Origin of the sequence: Faecalicatena orotica (genome assembly GCF_003149245.1) — a bacterium.
GTDB classification, from domain to species: domain Bacteria; phylum Bacillota; class Clostridia; order Lachnospirales; family Lachnospiraceae; genus Faecalicatena_A; species Faecalicatena_A orotica.
In genome coordinates this window covers 174,830-197,435 of sequence record NZ_QGDL01000011.1, presented here as the reverse complement: position 1 = coordinate 197,435, position 22,606 = coordinate 174,830, and the positions used below count along the sequence as shown (strand labels likewise).

General features: G+C 48.7%; 19 protein-coding genes. 14 read left to right on the top strand and 5 right to left on the bottom strand.

Features of this window, described 5'->3' with window-relative positions:
* Positions 1 to 8: 8 nt before the first annotated feature.
* From A8806_RS18110 to A8806_RS18090, 5 genes are read right to left on the bottom strand one after another with little or no spacing between them, the layout of a single operon-like run.
* A complete protein-coding gene (locus A8806_RS18110; protein ID WP_109732564.1) occupies positions 9 to 338 on the bottom strand; it encodes a glycerol dehydratase reactivase beta/small subunit family protein in 330 nt (109 codons plus the stop codon).
* The gene (locus tag A8806_RS18105; protein ID WP_109732563.1) at positions 335 to 2,152 is read right to left on the bottom strand and encodes a diol dehydratase reactivase subunit alpha; all 1,818 of its coding nucleotides are present in this window, start codon (positions 2,150 to 2,152) and stop codon (positions 335 to 337) included. Before A8806_RS18105 ends, A8806_RS18110 begins: the two co-directional genes overlap by 4 nt.
* Positions 2,149 to 2,541, bottom strand: a complete 393-nt coding sequence (locus tag A8806_RS18100) for a diol dehydratase small subunit (protein WP_109732562.1) — start codon at positions 2,539 to 2,541, stop codon at positions 2,149 to 2,151. Before A8806_RS18100 ends, A8806_RS18105 begins: the two co-directional genes overlap by 4 nt.
* A complete protein-coding gene (locus tag A8806_RS18095; RefSeq protein WP_109732561.1) occupies positions 2,542 to 3,243 on the bottom strand; it encodes a propanediol/glycerol family dehydratase medium subunit in 702 nt (233 codons plus the stop codon). It abuts the gene before it with no gap.
* Positions 3,244 to 3,254: 11 nt separating this feature from the next.
* Positions 3,255 to 4,919 carry a propanediol/glycerol family dehydratase large subunit gene (locus A8806_RS18090; protein ID WP_109732560.1) on the bottom strand — a complete coding sequence of 555 codons (1,665 nt, stop codon included), beginning with the start codon at positions 4,917 to 4,919 and terminating at the stop codon, positions 3,255 to 3,257.
* Between the two features lie 420 nt (positions 4,920 to 5,339).
* Here A8806_RS18090 and A8806_RS18085 point away from each other — a divergent pair, with 420 nt between their 5' ends.
* The 14 genes from A8806_RS18085 to A8806_RS18020 all read left to right on the top strand — a co-directional run bounded on the left by A8806_RS18085 (position 5,340) and on the right by A8806_RS18020 (position 22,605).
* Positions 5,340 to 5,669 carry a hypothetical protein gene (locus A8806_RS18085; protein ID WP_109732559.1) on the top strand — a complete coding sequence of 110 codons (330 nt, stop codon included), beginning with the start codon at positions 5,340 to 5,342 and terminating at the stop codon, positions 5,667 to 5,669.
* Between the two features lie 297 nt (positions 5,670 to 5,966).
* Positions 5,967 to 6,923, top strand: a complete 957-nt coding sequence (locus A8806_RS18080; RefSeq protein ID WP_109732558.1) for a uroporphyrinogen decarboxylase family protein — start codon at positions 5,967 to 5,969, stop codon at positions 6,921 to 6,923.
* An 11-nt stretch (positions 6,924 to 6,934) separates the two neighbouring features.
* Positions 6,935 to 8,965 (top strand): hydantoinase/oxoprolinase family protein, encoded by a 2,031-nt coding sequence (locus tag A8806_RS18075; RefSeq protein ID WP_109732557.1) that lies wholly within the window; start codon positions 6,935 to 6,937, stop codon positions 8,963 to 8,965.
* Positions 8,955 to 10,622 carry a hydantoinase B/oxoprolinase family protein gene (locus A8806_RS18070; RefSeq protein WP_109732556.1) on the top strand — a complete coding sequence of 556 codons (1,668 nt, stop codon included), beginning with the start codon at positions 8,955 to 8,957 and terminating at the stop codon, positions 10,620 to 10,622. Before A8806_RS18075 ends, A8806_RS18070 begins: the two co-directional genes overlap by 11 nt.
* A gap of 4 nt (positions 10,623 to 10,626) precedes the next feature.
* A complete protein-coding gene (locus tag A8806_RS18065; protein ID WP_181368773.1) occupies positions 10,627 to 12,231 on the top strand; it encodes an ABC transporter substrate-binding protein in 1,605 nt (534 codons plus the stop codon).
* 34 nt (positions 12,232 to 12,265) lie between these two features.
* A complete protein-coding gene (locus tag A8806_RS18060) occupies positions 12,266 to 13,273 on the top strand; it encodes an ABC transporter permease (RefSeq protein WP_109732554.1) in 1,008 nt (335 codons plus the stop codon).
* Positions 13,270 to 14,106 (top strand): ABC transporter permease, encoded by an 837-nt coding sequence (locus A8806_RS18055; RefSeq protein ID WP_109732553.1) that lies wholly within the window; start codon positions 13,270 to 13,272, stop codon positions 14,104 to 14,106. Before A8806_RS18060 ends, A8806_RS18055 begins: the two co-directional genes overlap by 4 nt.
* A 21-nt stretch (positions 14,107 to 14,127) precedes the next feature.
* Positions 14,128 to 15,219 (top strand): M24 family metallopeptidase, encoded by a 1,092-nt coding sequence (locus A8806_RS18050; protein ID WP_109732552.1) that lies wholly within the window; start codon positions 14,128 to 14,130, stop codon positions 15,217 to 15,219.
* 70 nt (positions 15,220 to 15,289) lie between these two features.
* Complete coding sequence (locus tag A8806_RS18045; protein ID WP_109732551.1) at positions 15,290 to 16,270, top strand: ABC transporter ATP-binding protein; 981 nt, start codon at positions 15,290 to 15,292, stop codon at positions 16,268 to 16,270.
* 37 nt (positions 16,271 to 16,307) lie between these two features.
* On the top strand, positions 16,308 to 17,297 hold the full coding sequence (locus A8806_RS18040; protein WP_109732550.1) for an ABC transporter ATP-binding protein: 990 nt from the start codon (positions 16,308 to 16,310) through the stop codon (positions 17,295 to 17,297).
* 35 nt (positions 17,298 to 17,332) lie between these two features.
* Positions 17,333 to 18,532: an aminotransferase class V-fold PLP-dependent enzyme gene (locus tag A8806_RS18035; RefSeq protein WP_109732549.1), complete on the top strand. Its 1,200-nt coding sequence runs from the start codon at positions 17,333 to 17,335 to the stop codon at positions 18,530 to 18,532.
* Entirely contained in the window at positions 18,519 to 19,820 is a 1,302-nt protein-coding gene (locus tag A8806_RS18030) for an L-cysteine desulfidase family protein (RefSeq protein ID WP_109732548.1), read from the top strand. Before A8806_RS18035 ends, A8806_RS18030 begins: the two co-directional genes overlap by 14 nt.
* 88 nt (positions 19,821 to 19,908) lie before the next feature.
* Entirely contained in the window at positions 19,909 to 20,556 is a 648-nt protein-coding gene (locus A8806_RS18025) for a GntR family transcriptional regulator (protein ID WP_109732547.1), read from the top strand.
* A gap of 186 nt (positions 20,557 to 20,742) precedes the next feature.
* Positions 20,743 to 22,605, top strand: coding sequence for an ATP-dependent nuclease (locus tag A8806_RS18020; RefSeq protein WP_109732546.1), 1,863 nt, complete (start codon positions 20,743 to 20,745; stop codon positions 22,603 to 22,605).
* The last annotated feature ends 1 nt before the right edge of the window (position 22,606 follow it).

Sequence of the window (22,606 nt, the reverse complement as noted above, 5' to 3'; positions counted from 1 at the left end):
TCCCCTTTTTATTTAAAAGCAAGCTTTTTTATGGCCCGGGCACTGTTAGCCCCCAGCTTTCTGCTCTGTTCCTTATCCGGTGCCAGATAGCTTTCAATATTATGCCCCTTCTCAATCCCTCGCATCTGCAGTGCGGCATGAGTCCTGCACATCCCGATTCCGGAGCCGAGCATCGAATCATTCGCCGCATTCCAGGCTAATTCGTCAGGCGAATCATAATCCATTTCTTTGATATCAAAAAACACGCCTTCCTCTTCGATGCCTGCACAGAGTTCCTTCAGGACAGAAGGGTCCGGATGGTTTACATATATGAAAATAGAAGGTCTTTTTATAATCATTGTCTCTCTCCTGCATATGAAAGCACAAGTCCGGTTGCCACGGCATTGCGTGGTCCTTCTGTTCCGCGGATATTGCCGCGCCCGCATACGATCCGGTAATCGGCAAATTCCTCCATCAGCATTTCCGGTATTTCGAAATCCTCGGCAGACCCTCCGACAAGCACCACATTGGAAATGTTCTTCAAATCCTGTCCGGGGGCGACGCTCTTAAGTGCACGGAACGCATTGGTGACGAATACCTTCCTTTTCGCATCCCGCCGTACCTGAACGATCTTTTCCATCGGGAGCTCCTTTTCTATCCGGATATATCCGTCTTCTGCGAGTAAAATAACCCGCCCGTAGAAACGGGGGTCAATGGACTCATCAACGAATGTCATCTGCCCGTTTTCCATTCTCATATGGAAAAGGCTTTCTACTTTTGCGAGTGGATATTTCTTGATCTGCTCCGCAATATGGCGGTCACCCAGACCAAGTTCGGTTTCAATCAGCATGGATACCAGTTCCCCGGCACCGGCCTGATGCGTCATGGTCACTCTGCCGTCTTCCGAAATCACTGCCGCATCTGTAGAACCGCCGCCCATATCCAGAATGGCCAGAGGCAGCTTCGTTCCCGGAGTAGTGAGTGCCCCGAGACTTGCCATGACGGCCTCTACCCCGGCGATTCTGACATCTGTTCCGAGTTCCATCTTCAGCTTATCCGCAATCTCCCGCATCGGAAGGTGCTGCGTCTTTACCATCGCTGCAATCCCGACCGCTTTCTCGAGACAGGTTTCCCCTGCGAGTGCACCGGAAATCAGGACCGGCGCAAGTGTATCCACGGCAAGGATATCAGTGATCCGGATATCTGCATCCGGAGTATGGTCTAATTCCCCCATACCACGCTTGATGCGGGTGAGCATATTGCCGACATTCGTATCCGGCTGTCCGCTGATATCATGAATTTTCCCGGCATCTGCAACTGCCTTCATGATTTCTGCGGCACCTTCATCGAGATTGATCGATGCACTGTTCTCGGCATTGAGATAAATCTCCCCGGCGGGCAGGACATTTTCCCGGACATTTCCGCCCGGTGTCTTTAAAACAACTGCACTGCGTTTTCCGATCAGGCTTTTGGCAATCGGCGTGACAGTCCGTGTCTCTTCCGCATTCAAATGCAGGAGTGTGGCAATTCCGTATGGATTGGAAAGCATGCGCACGGTCTGTCCGGGCAGGGCAACTTCAATCGCAGCCAGAACGCCGTCAGGCAGTTTGTCAATCCTTGCAACCTCATCGATGATCGGTATCTTTTTCCGAAGCCGGTTTTCCACCAGCACTGCCTCATCCGCCTTCAGGATGACCCCGGCAATATCCAGTGTGTCCGCAGACTGGTTGAGGATCGCGGCAACCTCTTCGTAGGAGTAGGAATCATCGGCGGCTACGATGTAAGGCGTCCCGGGAATTCCCCGTGACAGATTATCAATCAGCAGGATCTCCCCGACTGCCTGTCCGGCTCCGGCAGGAGTCGAAGGATTATGGCCGATCATAGACGAATCTGTGATAATCGTCTCGGTCAGTGTCTCCATAGCAGTGTCACCTATGACGGGTGCGGCTTCGTTGAGACGGATGAGCGAGATGTCGCTGATTGTACGTCCGATACTGCTCATGGCCCGGTTTAAGGCTGCTTTGATTGCATGAGTATTCGCAACCGTACCTTTGGTCCCGGTTGTAGGGCGTGAAGCACTTGTCAGGAAATGGATGGTGCCGTCAGCGGCTGCCTCCCCGACACAGACTTCTGTTGTGGAATTCCCAATGTCTACTCCAGCAATTAAACTCAAAGCAGAATACCTCTTTTCTCATAAACTTCTGCGGCTTCCATAACGAGCCTTGCACAGTTTTTAGCATTATATTTTTCAAGCAGCTCCTGTGCCATAAGAACCAGTTCCAGCTTGGTAGAACGGTTCGGGCGCAGTTTATCATACATTTTTAAAATGATATCATCCGGTACGTCCACCAGCTCGGCGGCGCGCTCAAAATTCTTCTGCATCGGGCCGTTGTCCGCTTTGAGGGCAACCTGTCCCTGTGCTTTCAGGATCTCTTTGGAAATCTTGATATCATCAGCGGAAACGTGGTTCTTCATGACTTCATCCAGAGTGATATCAGTCAGTTTTTTTCCGGTTTTGGATGTGATCTTCTCTTTCTCGTGTTCACCTAAGGGGTACTGCATCTATTTCTCCTCCCATTCGATAATTCCGACCTCAGGGTCAAGCTGCTCGGTCTCAGCAATATGCATCAGGGCCGCTTTTACCTGGTATTTTGGTCTGGACATAGGGTCATTGGTACATGGTATAGGCACAACCTGTTCGCCCTTCACATACTTTGCCGCGTTCTTGCCGATCTTCCGGTAAGTTTCGAGATCCATAAGCGGCGCCTGCGGAAACAGTTCCAGATTGGAAAGCGGATACAGGTCCTTCTGGTGGATGACCGTTGTCCCCTTGGACTGGATGCCAATGCCGATGCCGGAGCCGGAAGTCTTAGCAGCTTCCAGGGCCATAAAGCAGACATCCGAAGTGTCAAGAATCTTGACCACCCTCGGGACCATGCCCTCTTCTTCAATGCCGGCCTTTACATTCTTTAAGACATCATCCAGCGGGATACCGCAGATGGTCTTCTGGATTTCCTTCTGAAAGGCAGCGCCGACTCCGATGACAACTTCTTTCGGATCGGTTCCCTTTTTTGCCCTTGGATAAGAAGCATAGGAAGTCTTAACCGGGTTGATTCTGTCGCGTCCGGCCAGAGACTGGGTAACTGCCGTACTTGCAGCCGGACTGCCGGACGTCACAGGGGCCGGGTTCGTGTCTTTCCGGTGCTTCATCTCTGTGAGGACAGCATTTGTTATCTGTTTTACTAAATCTTCATTTACCTGCATGCTCTTTCCTCCTATATATCCTGTGGGTTTATGATATGGGGGATCTTCTTGATCTCTTCCCAGCGTTCACCTTCAACACGGTATCCCGTTCCCGGTCCCATGTAGTCATTCGGGGTGTTGACTCCGGAAAGCACATGGAAATCGCGGTCCAGAATGGCGGCTGTCTGCATGTAGTCACCTGCAACACGCTGCTTCAGCATGCTTAACACACTCTCTGCAATATCCTGAAAACCGGATTCTGCCAGAGCCTTTACCACATCCACTCCCGTTATTCCACGTTTTAAGACATCCTCGGCCGCCATTAAGTCGGCCGTCACGTCACGTTCAAGGGTATCTTTACTGCCATGTGCATAAGCGACCGCTTCTACCTGTTCATCAGATACCGGAGACAGGCCGAGCTGCCTGAAGACTGCCTGTATGGCCTTTCCGGCTTTCATCCTTACGCGGATCACTTCTTCCTCGGTAACCGGCTTCAGACCGCCGTCCACCTGCATGTCTCTCTGCAGTACATTGTAGTCATCAAAATCTTCCGCATCAAAATTGGAGCCTGCGAACATGTTGTCGTAGTTCGGCTCTGCGGCATAACCTGAAAAAATAAAATCGGTTCCCGGCAGGAACTGGAGCATTGTCCTTGCAGTCCTTCTCATGTCAGAATTGGAAAAACTCTGGTCATTGGAGGAAGCACATTCCAGACCGAGCAGTGCGGCAACGAGGTTCTCGCTCATGACTTCACGGATACCTCCCGGCACAGCTCCGGGTACACCGATACAGCTCACGGAACCGTTCTGGATTCCCTGGCTTCCCGCGCCCTTTGTTGCATAGAGGCAGCGGCATTCCAGATAAAGCATGGACTTCTTTTCGCTGTTCCCCATCAGCACCTCGGAACCGGAACCGGATGTGAACCGGACCTTCAGACCTCTGGATGCATAGGCGGAATTTAGAAAAGCTTTGGAATAAGGGGTGTCATCCCCGTCTATAAATACCTTTTCCGTGCCATAGACGGAAAGTGTCTCTGCATATGTAGTCAGCCCGCGGATTCCGAGTTCAAGCTCGGTAGCTTCCTCTGCGGAACATTGTGTGAGAACGCCCGGACGGCCGACCTGGGAACCAATCAAAAGCGCCATTGCACTCAGCGGCGCGTACCTTGCAACACCCATCGTCGTCTCTTCCTCGGCAAATCCCCTTAAGGCTCCCTCGGCGGCATCGGCGGCAATCTGTACCGGATCGTCTTTTAAGTTCGTAATATGGGCCTGATTCCCCGGAGTCTTACGTGCGCGTATCTTCTGCATCCCCATCATAAGCTCCACGACATTCAGATGGTTCATGACCTCGACCATCTTGGCAGGAGTGATCCCGCTTATGACTTCCAGAATCTCTTTTCTGGAAACATGGATATCCACGATCATCCTTGCAATATCGAGTGAAGGCACGGTCATGGACCTTTCTGCCCGGTCAACATTGATTGCATAATCAGCGATAAACTGGTCGATGAAGTCGAAATCCTTTCTTTCTTTGCCATCAAGTTCTGTCACTTTTCCGTTCTCTATCCTGATTGACGGCTTCGGATCGTATGGGCTGCTCATTGCGACAAACCCCATCTCCGGCCATTCGTTGATATAACCATCCAGATTCACGGGGCGCCTGTCCAGTGTTTCAATACGTTTTGATCTCTTCATATTTTCTCTTCTCCTAACGGAATTGGGATTACTGTTCATAGTATTTTAATTATACAACAACTACAGGGAAATAGCAACGAAATAATGTTCAAATCTAGCAAAAAACCACATCGCGTGTTGCTGAATGCCACACAAAACCACAATAATGTCATAGTCAGTTGTGGAATTGTTCAATTTGATAAGCAAATACATTTTCTTTCTGCTAACATACAAACTAATTCATTTCAATAAATGTTGGTTAATAAACTTAAATTTAATATGAAAGGCTTTACCCCTGACTGCTATACTGTCTAATCATGATATTAGAATTCAACTTTAAGATTGGATGTTAAATTAATTGAAAAATGCTATAATAGTTTTAGTATCAAGAATGTTCGGATTATTACAAGTTTTTTAACTTCATTCGAGAAGGGACTTATTATGAAAAGGAAACTTAAATATGCTATAGGTATCGTACTGGTTTTAATCCCCCTGCTATTGCCCTTTGTTTACAAGTACAAGGATTATTTGAACGATAAGCCGATAGACAAAACAGTGATTGGCCAGGTAGTTGAAAATCAAGATACTTATTTAATCGTTAGGTTAGACTCGGACGGTCTTTTGTGTGAGGCTGTTAAACCAGATAACCTTGAAGACTTGTCTGAGTTTAAAGTAGGGGATAAAGTTTCTATTACTTATAGTGGTGGTGTCCTTGAAACATCTCCTGGTATGTTTGTTGAAGTAAGTAAAATTGAATTGGTTAAGGAATAAAGGAGTATCATATCAATTATTTTATGCAAGTCTTATTTCATATACTGGAAATATGCGGTTAACTTTGCTGATATACGAAAGTTAACCGCTTTTTATATACATGTTTTATTCAACTATGAAATAAAAGTAAAGTAAAAGTGAAAGAATCTGAAAAATCGGATTGACAAAACGCAATTGCAATGATAATATCAAATTAAGCTTACAGATGTACATCTATTTTTTTTACTCCCTCTGATAATATCAGAGATAATACTAAAGAAAATAACAGTGATATCAACAAGAAAGGAAGTAACAGAGATGAATGGCAGAGAGCGTGTGACAGCAGCAATAAAAAAAGAACCGGTTGACGGGATTCCATCAAGTTTCTCACTCCATTTCCCGGCAGGATGTGAATATGGGGAGAAGGGCGCGGAAGCACATCTGGAGTTTTTTGAGAAGACAGGCACAGACATCTATAAAATCATGAATGAGAATCTTTTGCCTGCATGTGAAGGTATCCGCTGCGGTGCGGACTGGAAACTGATTCCGGATTTTTCCAGAAATGATGCGTGGATGACGAGGCAGCTCGATCTTGTGAAACGGATACTGGACAAGTGTGAACCGGGACACTATACAATGGGGACACTCCACGGGATCGTGGCTTCCAGCCTGCACCTCATCGAGAAGACATACGGATACGATACGGGACGTCTGGTCATGCCGGAACATCTGCGGCAGGATAAAGACGCTGTGTTTGATGTATATAAACGGGTTGCCGATATCATGTGTGTGCTGGCCGAAGAATACATAAAGGCCGGGCTGGATTCTGTCTATTATGCGGCTCTGGGCGGAGAGTACCGTTACTATACGGATGAGGAATTCGAGACTTACATCGCACCTCTTGACAAACAGGTCATGTCAGCCATCAGGGAAAGCGGGGGTACTTGTTTCCTCCACATCTGCAAGGACAGACTGAATATGCAGCGCTATGCCGGTTATGGCAGGTACGCGGATGTTGTGAACTGGGGGATCTATGAGGCGCCGTTTACGATCGCACAGGCAAAGGAGCTATTTCCGGAGCCGGCTATCATGGGAGGCCTTGCAAACAGAAGCGGTGTACTCGTTGAAGGTACGGAGGAAGAGATCCGGACGGAGGTAAGAAAGATTATTCAGGAGAATGGAAAGACGGGCTTTATTCTGGGCGCGGACTGCACCATTCCTACAGAGATCGAGTGCTGGAGGGTAAAAGCGGCGGCAGAGGCGGCCAGAGAATAGGAGGAACGTGTATGTCATACAGATTAGCAGCGGATGTGGGCGGAACCTTTACAGATATTGTTTTGCTGAATGATGACACAGGCGTCTATGAGACAACAAAGGTGCTGACGACTCCGGACGCTCTGGAAAAAGGGATACTAAAGGGCTTTGATGAACTGGCCGGAGATAAGTACGGCCAGATAACCAGTATCGTACATGGTACGACATCAGGTTTGAATTCTGTAATCGAGAGAAGGGGCGCCCATTGCGCCCTCGTGACAACGAAGGGGTTCAGGGATGTATATGAGATAGCAAGGGCGAACCGGCCGGAGATCTATAATATCCGGTATCATAAGCCGGAGCCCCTGATACCGAGGAAAGATATCTATGAGATAGACGAGCGGGTTTCTTTTGAGGGGACGATTGAAAAGAAAGTTACAAAAGAGATGATGCGTGAAGTCATAGTGGCACTAAAAGGAAAATATGACTCCGTGGCGGTATGCCTGATCAACAGCTATGCAAATACGAAAAATGAGAAAGAGGTATGCAGGATTCTGGAGGAAGAGCTGGACGAAGGAACCATTATTACGGCGTCCCATGAGATCGCTAAAGAGTCAAGGGAATACGAGAGAGTCAGTACTTCTGTACTCAACGCCTACGTTGCGCCGAGTACAAGGAGACATGTCTTTGCACTATCAGAGGAGCTTCTGAAAAGAGGTTTCGGTGGAACTCTCTATATGATGCAGTCGAGCGGCGGTGTGATCCGTGCAGAGATGGCATCGTCCACGGCGGTATACACCCTGATGTCCGGACCTGTAGGAGGCGCTATCGGGGCGAGTGTGATTGACCGGGAAAATATCATCGGTTTTGATATTGGCGGCACAAGCTTTGATGTGAGTATTGTAGTGAATAACCGGATGGAAACCACGGTAGAAGCAGAAATCGAGGGATTTCCGGTACTGGCGCCGACTGTAAATGTGTTCAGTATCGGTGCAGGCGGCGGGAGCATTGCATGGAATGAGGCAGGCGGAATGCGTGTCGGCCCGCAGAGTGCCGGGGCGGCCCCGGGGCCGGTGTGCTATGGCCGGGGCGGAGAGAAGCCGACACTTACAGATGCGAATCTTGTGCTGGGACATATGTCTCCGGAGCATTTTTTAGGCGGCAGGATGCAGATTGATGCAGAAAAGACAATGGCTGCTTTTGAAGCGTACGGCAGGCAGTTTGGACTGGATGCGGAGGCTGCGGCTGAAGGGGTATGTGAGATTGCGAATCATAAGATGGCGGATGCCATCCGGGAACTTACGGTAAAGAGGGGGATCGACCCAAGGAACTTCTCGATCCTCGCATTCGGCGGTGCAGGCCCGATGCATGCGGCACTGATTGCAGAGATGCTGGATATAAAAGAAGTCATCGTCCCGGCGAACCCGGGTGTATTTTCCGCATGGGGCATGCTGCACGCGGACATACGGCATGATACGGGGCACACGAAGGTATGCCTGCTGTCTTCGCTTACAGAAGAGGACTTCCACCAGAACTTTGCAGAACTGAAGAAGGAACTGGATGAGGTGCTTCTGAAAGAAGGGCTGCAGAATGAGGAGAGAAACTATATCTGTGCGCTCGATATGCGCTATTTTGGTCAGGAGTATACCATTTCCGTAGATATCCCGGATGAAACGGTATTTGACAGGGAAGAGATCGAACAGGCCTACAGTGACATTTATGAAAGACTTTACGGCCACCACTCTCCGGACAATATAGTGGAACTGGTGAATTACAGGATGACCGTACTCGTGCCGGTAAATAAGGCAGCGGTAAAGAGGCGCTTAAGTGACAGCCCGGCAGAACCGGTCGGGACACTGCAGGGATATTTCAGCAGCAAAAAGTATGACATTGATATATATGCAAGAGAATGTCTTGTGACAGGAAGAAAAATCTCCGGTCCGGCAATCGTTACAGAACTGACATCTACTACGATCGTGCCGCCGGGGTGGGAGTTAACGGTTGACGAGGCAGACAGCATGGTGATGAGAAGAGGAAACGGAGGTACAGAAGATGGCAGATAGAGTGAATCCGATTGTCGTAGAAATTATCCGCAATGCGGTAAATTCAGCCGCAAGGGAAATGAACAGCTGTCTGATCAAGAGTGCATTCGGACCCGGCATCTATGAGATGAAAGACTGCAGCGTGGGGATCTTTGACAGAGAGGCAAGGCTTCTGGGACAGTCTTCCGGGCTTCCAATCTTTCTTGGAAATCTGGAAATCTGTATCCAGATCGTGACAGATAAAATTGGGCTCGGGGGTTACAGAAAAGGCGATGTATTTGTCATGAATGATCCGTATCTGCAGGGGACACATGCCGCTGATATAACCGTGTTTTCGCCGATCTTCTATGAAGGCAGGCTGGAAGGATTTTCGGCTGTCCGTGCGGCGATGCAGGATATGGGCGGAAAGAACCCGATGGGGTGTTCGGACAGTACAGAGGTTTATCAGGAAGGCTTGAGAATCCCGCCGGTCAGGCTGTGTAGTGAAGGGAAGATATGTGAGGATGTCATGGACCTTCTGACGATCAACAGCAGATACCATGCCATGATGAGAGGAGATTTGAACGCCTGTATCTCAGCCTGCTATACCGGAGAGACAAGGATGGGGGAACTCTATAGGCGTTACGGCACAAAAACAGTGCAGGAGGCGGCACTTGAGATATTCCGGCAGTCCGAACTGCTGGACCGACAGGCCGTGGCGGCCATACCGGATGGGGAGTATTTTGCAGAAGGGTGTCTTGACAATGACGGAATTACACAGGAAGAACGTCCACTTAAGGTAAAAGTTACGATTCAGGGGGAAGAGATGACGATTGACCTAAGTGGAAGTTCAAAGATGGGAATCGGTCCGATCAACTGCGGCGAGGCGCAGACAATTGCAGCCTGCCGTGTAGGATATAAAGAAGTCATTAATCCGGAAAGCCAGGTATCAGGCGGAACCTTCCGCAACCTCAAAGTGATCGTTGAGAAGGGCAGTTTTCTGGCGGCGGAGGAACCCGCACCGTGCGGCTGGTATTTTACGGGACTGGGGCTTTTGATCGACCTGATCATCAAGGCGCTGGCACCAGTGATCCCGCAGCAGGCGGCGGCCGCACATTACGGTGATTCCAACGTCATCCTGTTCAGCGGCTATGACAGCATCCGTAAGAAACAGTTTGCAATCTGCGAGGCAACGGCAGGAGGCTGGGGAGCATATGATGGCGGGGACGGACAGAACGGAATGATCAATGTGGTGAACGGTGACCTGAAGAACTGGGGGATCGAATTTATTGAGAGTAAATACCCTCTGAGAATTCTGTCTTACAAGGTGAGGCCTGATTCGGAAGGCGCCGGGAAATACCGGGGCGGTCTTGGCCTGGAACGTACTTACCGTGTGGAAACCGAAGAGGAATGTAACCTGATGCTTTGGGTGGAACGCTCCAAAACTACGGCGTGGGGCCTCCTTGGCGGGCATGCGGCGCAGGCACCCGATGTGGTCGTGAATCCGGGAACACCCGAAGAAAAACATTATCTTAAGACAAACATGCTCCCTGTGAAGAAGGGGGACATCATAAAAATAAGTACAGGCGGAGGAGGTGGATACGGAGATCCGGGAGAGAGAAGCCAGAAAGCAATTGAGTCAGATATTGAGAATGGATACCTGACACTGGAACATGTTCAGAGATTGTACAGGAGGTAAGTTTATGAAAAAGAATTTGAAGAAGGCGGCTGCATTTGTTGTAATACTGACTATGCTCATGAGCCTTGGAGCATGCGGTAAGTCTGAGGATAAAAAGGAAGACAAAAAAGATTCCACGAATGCGGTCAGTGATGAAGACAAAACATTTACCGCAGCATTAGGTGTCATGCCATCCAATTTTGACCCGACGAATCTGGTAGGGGCCGGTGATATGAATGCATCCAGAACCTGTTACGAACCCCTCGTCGAGGAAGTGCGCGGGACGACAGAACTGGAACCGTGGCTGGCAGAGAGTTACGAGGTGCCGGATGCGAAGACATACATATTCAAGTTGCGTGAAGGTGTGAAATTTGCTGACGGAACAGATTTAAATGCAGAAGCAGTCGTATATTCCTACAATCGTGCGATGGCATTTGTAAGCTCCATATCGACTCTGGTACAGGAGATAGAGAGTGTAGAAGCGACTGATGATATGACAGTTACTATCAAATTAAAAAGCGATAACTCAGGATTTTTGTACAACGTAGCAAAAATCGGGATCATTTCCCCGACCTGGTGCAAAGAGAACGAATCTGACGGCGACTGGGCACAGGCATATTGTGCACGCCATTCCTGCGGTACGGGCGCATACCAGATTTCCGGTTATGAGGAAGACCAGTATTATACGATGGAAAAATTCGAGGATTACTGGGGCGGCTGGAAAGATAACCAGATCGACACGATCCAGACATTGATCGTAAAAGACAATGCGACCCAGATTCAGATGCTGAACTCCGGTGAAGTAGACAAACTCCAGATTCCCATCACGGAAAATCTTGACATTCTGGAAGCGAATGAAAATATCGACGTGCTGACAGAAGAATCACTGCAGACGAATATCTTTACATTTAATACGAAAAAAGCTCCTTTTGATAACCTTCTGGTGAGGCAGGCCGTGACTCTTGCAATGGATTATGAGGGCGTAAAAGATAATGTTTATAATGGAAAGGCTACGGTTCCAAGCGGATTCATGCCGGCAAAATTTGCAGAACATGATGACAGTATCCCACAGCAGTCCCAGAATCTGGAGAAGGCGAAAGAACTGATGGAGCAGTCAGGCGTGGGTGAGTGTAATATTTCGGTACATCTGTGTGAAGGAAGTGACGACCAGGTCCAGATGGCCCAGATTCTTCAGGCTAATCTGGCGGAAATCGGAATTACTCTGGAAGTAAAAGTAATGCCGTGGCTTTCTATGGTAGAAGAAAACTCTTCACCGGATACTGCACCGGAACTATCAGCGCTTAACATGGGTGCTTTTACAGGGGATTCTGTCTTCTTCCTGAAACAGAATTTCCACAGTATGTACAGCGGCCAGCCGTACAACTGGAGCTTTTATGAAAATCCGAAATTTGATGAGGCAATTGATAAGGCAACAGCAACCGTAGATGAAAAAGAAAAACAGGAATATCTGAATACGGCCCAGAATATCCTCGTGGATGACTGCGCGGCACTTTATATCACATCCCCGGATTCAGTAGAGGCTATTAACAATAAATATCAGGGCTTTAAGATTCATCCGCTGGATTACTATTATTCCATCCGGTTCTACCAGATCAGTATCGGAGAATAATACATACTCATCCGGAAGGTTAAGGGGGCAGGTTATGGCTAAATTTTTGGCGAAAAGGGCGTTATCCTTAATATTCGTCGTAATCGGAATTACGTTAATTGTGTTCATAGCGACACACTGTCTTCCGGCTGATCCTGCGCGGGCGGCTGCCGGGCCGTCCGCTTCAAAGGAACAGGTTGAAGAAAAGAGAGTGGAGCTGGGACTGGACCGGCCCGTATACGTCCAGTATCTGGATTATATGAAAGGGCTTCTGCATTTTGATATGGGTAAATCCTATAAAAGTAAACAGCCGGTCACACAGGAAATATCTTCCAGACTGGCAGCCACAATGGAGCTTACTGTTTTATCCCTGATTATATTCTTTATCATCGCACTCTTAATGGGAAGTATTGCGGCACTGAAACGAAACAGGGTGATCGACCATATCATCCGTTTCCTTTCGGTCGGCAGTATGGCTGTGCCGCCATACTGGCTGGCCCTGCTGCTCCAGTACTTTCTATATTATAAAGCACAGTGGTTCCCGTCAGGCTACAGGCTCCCGGCAGGAATGGCCGGCCCGGATACCGTGACCGGATTTTACCTTCTGGACAGCGCGATCCAGGGGAACTGGACACTGTTTGCATTGTCCGCGAAGCATTTGTTCCTCCCGGTATTGAGTCTGGTCATCGGCTACTGCGGCATTACTACAAGAATGATGCGCACACAGCTGCTTCAGGAACTGCGTCAGGATTATATCCGGACGGCCAGGTCAAAGGGCATTCAGGAACGTACTGTAATCAGGCGCCATGCCATGAAAAATGCAATCTCCCCGATTCTGACGATGCTGGGAATGCAGGCGGGAGGCATGATCGGAGGAACAGTCCTGATTGAGAAGATATTCAGCTGGCCGGGACTCGGTTCTTATGCACTGGAGGCGATCATGTCTATGGACCTGCTTGTCATAGCGGGAATTACGACGGTAATGGCTGTCATTTTCATACTAATTAACCTGATTGTAGATATTTCCTATGTACTCATAGATCCGAGAGTGAGGTTATCATGATGAAAACGATAAAAAAATACTTTTTCAGAGATATTCCATCTGCAATGGGAACTGTGATATCGCTGGGAATCCTCCTGTTTATGATCATAGGGCCTTTTGTAACGAAATTTGACCCGCTGACTGTGGATATGGGGGCAAAACTCGTGAAACCGGGAAGTGCACATATTTTCGGGACGGATGAAATGGGGCGGGATATCTTCTCAAGGCTTGCATACGGGGCGTGGTATTCGATGGGAACCGCACTGGCGGTTGTTCTGCTGGCCGCACTGGCAGGAATCATCATTGGAGGGATAGCCGGATATGTGGGAGGCTGGTTTGACAATCTGGTCATGCGTATCTGTGACGTGTTCCTGTCATTTCCGCAGGTATTTCTGGCTATGATCATCGCGGCGGCAATAGGCGCCGGCATCGGGCCCACGATTTTTGCGCTGGCCGTTTCCTGGTGGCCCAATTATGCCAGAATGGTACGGGGGATGGTGATCGTAATCAAGGAAAAGCTGTATGTGGAATCGGCGAAATCCATTGGGATGCATCCTTTAAGAATCATTTTTACGATTATCATTCCGCAGACGATGTCGATGGTAATCCCCCAGATTACGATGGGGATCGGCAATGCGCTGATTGCGGCGTCCGGGTTTTCTTTCATAGGGCTGGGGGCACAAATGCCTACGCCGGAGTGGGGGGCAATGATATCGCAGGGCAGCAGGTTTATATTTAACGCACCGTATTATGTTATTATTCCGGGAATCTTCATTTTCCTTGCAGTGCTGGGGTTCAGTCTTCTCGGGGATTCCCTGCAGGAAGCGACGAACCCGGAATTGAAAAATTTGTAAACATCCGTTAGGAGAACAGTTATGGATATTACTAAAAAATTCGAAGAAGCAAGAAGTATCATGAAAAACTGTGGGAAGGACTGTATCGTACTGGCCCCTTCCACCGATCTTTCCTATCTGACCGGATTCCGTGGAATATCACTGGAACGCCCTATCTTTCTGGCGCTGACACAGCAGAAGGCATTCTTTGTTCTTCCGGAATTCGAGCTGGATAATCTGGACAGGGACCTGAAGGCCGCCGTAGTTCCGGTGCCCTGGAAGGAACAGGAAGACCCGTACGAAAAAGCCGCACAGGTGCTCTCTTTAGAGAAGGTCAGCCGTGCAGTCTTTGGCAATCAGATGCAGGCGGTTATGTTTTACCGGCTGAGAGAAACATTTCCGGACTGGCAGTGGGAACCGGCCGGAACCATTATGGCCCGCCTTCGTTCCATAAAAGATGAAGAAGAGTACCAGTGTCTGAAAACAGCACAGAAACTTTCCGGCCAGGCGCTGCTGTCCCTTTTAAAAGAGGGGCTTTCCGGAAAAACAGAACTGGAGGCTGCCCTGAGGCTTAATGACCTCATGAGGGAAGCGGGACTAGAATGCCCCGGGACGCCGCTGGTGGCGGCGGGCGCAAATGGTGCACTGCCACATCATGGTGCAGACAATACAGTTATCCAAAAAGGGGATACTGTTATTATAGATTTCGGAGGCTGTTACAAAGGATATTACGCAGATATTACGAGGACAGCTGCGGTCGGGGACATACCAAAACAATTTGCAGAGATTTACCAGATTGTGAGGGCGGCCAATGAGGCTTCCGCTAAAGCGGCGAGGCCTGGCATGACCGGAGAAGCGCTGGATGCAGCGGCGCGCAGTGTCATTGAAAAGGCCGGGTATGGAGCATTTTTTACGCACCGGCTGGGGCATGGGATTGGAATGGATGTCCATGAAGAGCCGTATATCGTAAAAGGAAATCAGGTTCCGCTTTCCAGTGGAAATGTGTTTTCAAACGAACCGGGAATCTATCTTCCGGGAAAATTCGGCATCCGGCTGGAAGACGTGCTTTTCCTGAGGGAAGATAAGGCTGAATGCCTGACAGAGCTTACACATGATATTCTGACGACAGAGTAGGAAATACGTTACTGTTCACAGTCATGCCTGTAAACAGTAACGGAAATACTCTTGGAAAGAGGTGAGGAATATGTCTAAAGAAATACTGCGGGTGAACAATCTGGTCACGGAGTTCTGGGGGGAAGACCATCCTACAAAGGCTGTGGACGAAGTTTCCTTCCATGTAAATGAAGGCGAGGTTCTGGGAATCGTAGGGGAATCCGGCTGCGGAAAAAGTGTGACATCCATGTCTGTCATGCGTCTGATTCCTGAACAGGCCGGAGGAGTAACCGGCGGTGAGATTCTATTTGACGGGAAAGATATTCTTTCTATGGGCAAAAAAGAGTTCTCAAAAATTGTAGGAAAAGATCTGACTATGATATTTCAGGAGCCGCTATCTTCGCTCAACCCGCTGCTTACCTGCGGATATCAGATTGTAGAATCTATCAGGTACCATGAAAAGATCGGGAAAAAAGAGGCATGGGCAAAGGCAGAACAGCTTCTTGAAATGGTCGGGATTCCATTGCCGGAAAAACGTGTGAAGGAGTACCCGCACCAACTCTCCGGGGGAATGCGCCAGAGAGTCATGATTGCGATGGCGATAGCATGCAATCCGAAGCTATTGATTGCGGATGAACCGACCACGGCACTGGATGTGACAATACAGGCGCAGATACTGGACATTTTGAAGAAGCTCCAGCGGGAAAGAAACATGGCGGTTATGTTTATTACCCATGATATGGGGGTGATTGCAGACATTTCTGACAGAGTGATTGTAATGTATGCGGGAAACGTGGTAGAGGAAGCTCCGGTCAGACAGTTTTTCAGGAATCCACTCCATCCATACACAAAAGGGCTTCTGAAGGCCATCCCCAGACCGGATACAAAGAAGGAACGGCTGTATATGATCGAGGGGACCGTGCCGGGGCCGGAAGAACAGTATAAGATGAAGGGATGTAAATTCTGCGACAGGTGTGAGTATGCACTTCCAAGATGCAGGGAAGAAAGACCGGGAATGAAAGATATGGGAGACGGGCAGAAGACTGCGTGCTGGCTTTATGCGAAAGACTGACCGGACGCGTCTGACACCGGGAGAGGAGTTAGAGAGAATGGAACCACTTTTTGATATTCGCCATATTTCCAAATATTATTCTGCCAAATCCGGAGCATTTTCACTGGACAAACGGGTGGTCAAGGCTGTGGATGACATCAGCTTTCAGATTTTCAGGGGAGAGACGATAGGAGTGGTCGGTGAGTCCGGCTGCGGAAAGACAACTCTCGGGAAACTGATCCTGCATTTGTTTGAACCTACATCCGGGGAAATTCTGTTTCAGGAACAGGATATTCTGAAATTAAAAGGAAAGGAACTGCGCCAGTTCAGAAAACATGCCCAGATCGTCTATCAGGACCCTTATACATCTCTGAACCCAAGGATGAGGATTGGTGAGATCATCGGAGAGCCATTAAAGATACAGAACCTTGGCAGTAAAGAAGAGATCAGGAAGAGAGTTCTTGAAATGCTGGATGTTGTCGGGCTCGTAAGGGATTTCTACGGGAAATACCCGTTTGAATGTTCGGGAGGCCAGCGGCAGAGGGTCGGGATCGCCAGGGCACTTATTCTGAAACCAGAGCTGATTGTGTGTGACGAGGCGGTTTCGGCTCTGGATGTTTCCACACAGTCGCAGATTATCAACCTCCTTGAAGATATTCAGAAAGAATTTGGCCTGACTTACCTTTTTATTTCACATGGCCTGTCGGTTGTAAGGCATATCTGCAGCAGGGTCATCGTCATGTATCTGGGACAGGTTGTGGAGATGGCAGACTGTGAGGAGCTGTATGAAAATCCTCTGCATCCTTATACGCAGGCGTTGTTTTCTGCGATTCCGCTTCCTGATCCGGAGCAGGAAAAGAACAGGATCATGCTGGCGGGTGATGTCCCGAACCCGGTAAATATACCGAAAGGGTGTGCATTTCATACAAGGTGCAGGTATGCAACAGATCGTTGTAAAACGGAACGGCCGAAACTGAATGATGTGAAGAATGCCCATCTGGTATCCTGTCATTTGGCTGAAAACCGCGTATTTCCGAAAGAGGAATGAACTTAATTGAGCAGATTTGTATATGAGGGAGAAATATGGATATAAAGAAAATAAGAGAGGATACCCCCTGCGGCAATATTTATATGAATCACGCATCGACTTCGGTTCCGCCGCTTCCGGTGACAGAAGCCGCGCAGGAATATTACAGGATGATCATGAAATATGGGGCGACCAGCCGGCAGGCGGAAGAGATGACCGCATGTATATGTGGGCGTGCCGTGCAGAACATGGCAGAATTTCTTCATGCGGACGCAGAGGAAATCATGTTCGTGCCTAACGGTACTGTGGGGATCGATATGGCAGCCAGGGGGCTGCGCTTTAAAAAGGGACAGAATATCCTGCTGGATTCTATGAGTTTCGTCAGTAATGCAGCCCCCTGGATAGAGGCGGCCGGACTGTATGGGCTGGAGATCCGTTATATACCGGCTGTATTGCCGGGATATCTGGATCTGGAGGAACTGGAGCATTTGATCGATGAAAATACGGCATTAATCAGTGTGACCCATGCAGCCAATAGCCTTGGTGTTCTTCAGGAGGTCGAAAAGATCGGTGAACTGGCACAAAAATATGGGATCCCCTATCTGGTTGATGCAGCGGGGACGATGGGCGCGGTTTCTCTGGATGTGAAGAAAATAGGATGTGATTTTCTTACTGCCTCCGGCAGGAAATATCTGAGGGGGCCGTCCGGGACAGGCATCCTGTATGTGAAAAAGGAAATGACAGAGAAGTTAAAAGGATATGTGCCGGCGTGGAACAGCGGGAACTGGGATTATCAAAGAAATGAGTTTACATTTCACGGGGATATCCGTAAGCTGGAGTTCGGGGAGAAAAACTTTCCGGGGATATTCGGACTTTCGAAGGCTGTTGAATATATAGGTGAAATCGGTGGAATGCAGGATGTTGAAGCAAGAATCCGTAAACTGACGTGTTACCTGTTCGAAAAACTGAAGGTAATAAAGGGTGTACGGATCATCGGACCGGAGGATGCGTCATGCCGATGCGGAACACTGGGATTTGTCATGGCAGGGAAAATGTGCGGGGAGATCGCGGCTTATTTGAATCAAAACGGAGTCGGAATGATGGGCCACCACTTTTTCTGCCCCGGTGTTACAGAGCTCTTTGGTATAGAAGGGACGGCGCGGCTGTCGGTCCATTACTGGAACACGGAAGAGGAGATTGACTTGGTAACGGAGCTGTTGGAAAACATGCAGGGTGAATCATATGGAGAGACATAATCAGCAATATATCAGGCTGTTGGAAAAAGAACTGGTCCCGGCCCTCGGGTGTACAGAGCCGATCGCCATTGCCTATGCAGCGGCGTACGCAAGAGAAGTACTGGGGGCAATGCCTAAAGAAGTTGACGTTAAGGTCAGCAGCAATATTATTAAGAACGTAAAAAGTGTTACGATACCGAATACGGGCGGAATGAAGGGAATAGAAGCTGCTGCTGCGGCCGGCATCGCGGCCGGGGACCCGCAGAAGAAACTGGAAGTAATCTCGGCTGTCACTGAAGAACAGATTCCTTTCATCAGAAAATATTTAGAACAGGTGCCTGTCAGGGTATCTGCGAGCGAAAATGATGAGGTCTTTGACATCAGGGTTTCCGTAAAAGACAATGAGAAACAGGCGCTTGTCCGTATTGTCAGAGAGCATATGAATATCGTATATGTGGAAAAAGACGGGAAGACTGTATTTCAAAAAACGGAAGAAACAGGGCTCGAAAACACGGAGACTGCTCTTACAATCGAGCAGATTGTTGAATTTGCGGACGAGGCAGCAATCGATGAAATCAGACCCCTTATCCGCAGGCAGATAGATTTTAACATGGCAATTGCCAGGGAAGGAATTGCACACGAATATGGAGGCTCTGTGGGTCGGACCATATTGTCCCATTCTGCACAGACACCGGCAGATAAGGCGAGGGCCTATGCAGCGGCCGGGTCGGATGCACGGATGAGCGGCTGTACACTTCCGGTCATTATCGTGTCGGGCAGCGGGAACCAGGGGATTACTGCTTCTGTTCCGATTGCCGTATATGCGGCAGAAAAAGGATTCGATGAGGAGAAGATGATCCGCGCGGTTGCACTTTCGGACCTGCTTACCATATATCAGAGGCAGTTCATTGGCAGGCTGTCGGCCTACTGTGGTGCCGTCAATGCAGGGTGTGCCAGCGCGGCAGGGATTGCATATCTGGAGGGCGGGGGCTTTGAGGAAGTCGCCCACACCCTGATTAACTCACTGGCTGCGGTATCCGGCGTGATCTGTGATGGGGCAAAACCCTCCTGTGCGGCCAAGATCGCGGCATCAGTCGAGGCAGGCCTGCTCGGATATGATATGTTCAGGGATAAGAAAGAATTTGTCGGCGGTGACGGCATTGTAACGTGTGATGCGGATGAAACGATCAAGAACGTAGGTATTCTGGGGAAAGAGGGAATGAGGCAGACTGACCGCAAGATTATCGAAATCATGCTGCAAAGGACAGAAAGCAGAAATCACCGCTGTGCACGGGGAACCTGTGAATAGAAGTAAGAAATCAGATGCAGGAGACTTCCAAAATATGGTATACTATTTGTATTTACCACCTCAAATATAATAGATCGGGGAGAAACTTATGGCGGAAACGATAAAACTGAAAGACCAGATATATGAGAAGGTTTTGAATGAGATTACAGAAGGTTATTATCAGCAGAATGAAATTATCACGGAGCGGGAATTGATCGAAAAGTATGGAGTCAGCAAATCTCCGGTCAGGGAGGCACTGATTGAACTCTGTAATGAAAAGGTTTTAGAAAGCCGTCCCCGTATGGGCTACCAGATACGTCCCATTTCGATGAAGGAGATATCCGATATCGTGGAACTGCGTGTGATTCTGGAGCTGGCGGCACTGCGAAAGACATTTACGATTCTGGACGAGCACCATATCCGGCTGCTGAAAGAAAATATTTCTGAGGCGAATGAGATCCATGAAGGGAAAAACATGATGAAGCACTGGAAAAGCAACATCAGCTTCCATCTGCTCCTATGCAGTTTCTGCGGAAATACACAGATCACCACAGAGGTAGAGAGGGCCCTGAAGTTTTCCTACCGCGGAGCGATCCAGTACTTTTCCGTGTCATGGAACCGGCGTCATGATACGAAGGCACAGCGGCACAAGAAACTAATTGAGGCGATGTCAGAGCGTAATCTGGAACTGTCTCTGGATATCCTGAAAGAAGATATTGAAGATCTGAAGCGGGAGATTATCGAGGAATTCAGGTAAGAGGAGCTTGTCCGGTGTATGGAAATGGCTTAAGGGGAACCGGCGTGGCACAGGTCACGCCGGTTTTGCCATGTCCGGGCTGCTGTATTTGAAATTTGGGTGGATGTAATCTGTGAAAAATCGTATAATGGTAAAAAGGGATTTCATTGCGGGAGGCTTTTCACGCAGAGAAAGAAGGAGCGCTTTATGCGGATAACCAGTTTAAGAATCCGGAATTTTAAATCAATTCAGAACATGTATCTGGATGACATTGATAATGCCCTGATTCTCGTGGGTCAGAATAATACAGGAAAAACGGCGGTTCTGGACGCTATACGTGCAGTCGGGGGATCCTACTGTATCCGGCCGGAGGATTTTCAGGAAAATTTTCCGAATATTGAGGTGTTTGTGACGCTGCAGTTCGAGGAGCAGGATTTACTGCGCCTGCATGAGCGCGGGATTGTGAGCCAGTACAGGCGGCTGGAGGCATGGCAGAAGGATTTTAGGAGGAAACTGCCCTCCTTTGACGACAAGGGGGTGCTGTCCTTTGAATTTTCTGCAAATAAAGACGGGCGCATCCGGTATCATGACGGGGTTCAGAAAAATAACCCCTATATTAAAGAAGTGTTTCCACAGATTTACTATATGGATACGCAGAGGGACTTAGACCAGCTCCAGGAGGATCTGCTGATGCTTCAGGAGGATGAGCTTCTGAAAAAAATGAGGCGTGACTGCTGTATATTTGACCAGTCAAAGACATGCAACCACTGCTTTGCCTGTATCGGGCTGATTAACCAGAAAAAACCCGAAGAGCTGGATGCATTTGAGACGGCGAAGCTTTTGGACTATAAGCTTTACCAGCTGAATCTGGGTGATTTTGCGAAGCGGGTGAACGAGAATTTTAAGAAGAACGGCGGGCAGGAAGAGATCATTTATTCCATGAACCGGGATGTAGAACGGATGCTCCTTGTTACTGCGGAGATCAGGAACCGGGAGAAAAGCGCCACTCGCCCGATCGGCCAGATGGGAAAGGGCATGCGCAGTGTCTATATGCTGTCCCTTCTGGAAACCTATGCTGAGGGGGAGGACCGGGTGCCAAGTATTATCATGGTGGAGGACCCTGAGATATTCCTCCATCCGAGGCTTCAGAAAGTGTCCGGGGAGATCCTTTACCGCTTGTCGAGGAAAAACCAGGTTATATTTTCGACACATTCACCGAATCTCCTCGCCAATTTCAGCAGCAGGCAGATCCGGCAGACCGTGCTGGATGAAGAGGGATTTTCAACGGTTCGCGAAAAGACCGACATCAGTGCAATTCTGGATGATCTGGGATATACGGCAAATGATCTGATGAACGTGAACTTTGTCTTTATAGTCGAAGGCAAACAGGATAAGAGCAGGCTCCCGCTGCTGATCAGGAAATATTACTCGGAAACATTTGACGAGGAGGGCAACCTGTTCCGAATCGCGATTATCACTACAAACAGCTGTACGAATATCAAGACTTACGCGAATCTGAAATACATGAACCAGATATATTTAAGGGACCAGTTTCTGATGATCCGCGACGGGGACGGTGATGACCCGGAAAAGTTGAAGCACCAGCTCTGCAGGTATTATGAGGAGCGGAACAAGGAAGATATTGATAAGCTTCCGCGGGTCATGCCCCAGAATGTCCTGATCCTTCACTACTATTCTTTCGAAAACTATTTTCTGAACCCGAAGATTATGGTACAGCTCGGGGTGATTGGGTCGGAAGAGGAATTTTATGAGATTTTTATTCAGAAATGGAAAGAATATCTTTACAAGATCAGAAGCGGCAGGCATCTGCGTGAGGTTCTGGGGAAGGATCTTGAGACGGCCGGGGACGTGAAGATGCATATGGAAGAGATCCGGGTCTATCTGCGCGGGCATAACCTGTATGATATATTTTATGGAAGATATAAGGCGCAGGAACAGGAACTGCTGACGAGATACATCGAACTGGCGCCGAGGGAGGATTTTAAAGATATACTCGACTCCATTGACAGATTCATTTATTTCGAGAGCAGAAAAAAACAGAAACTTTAGG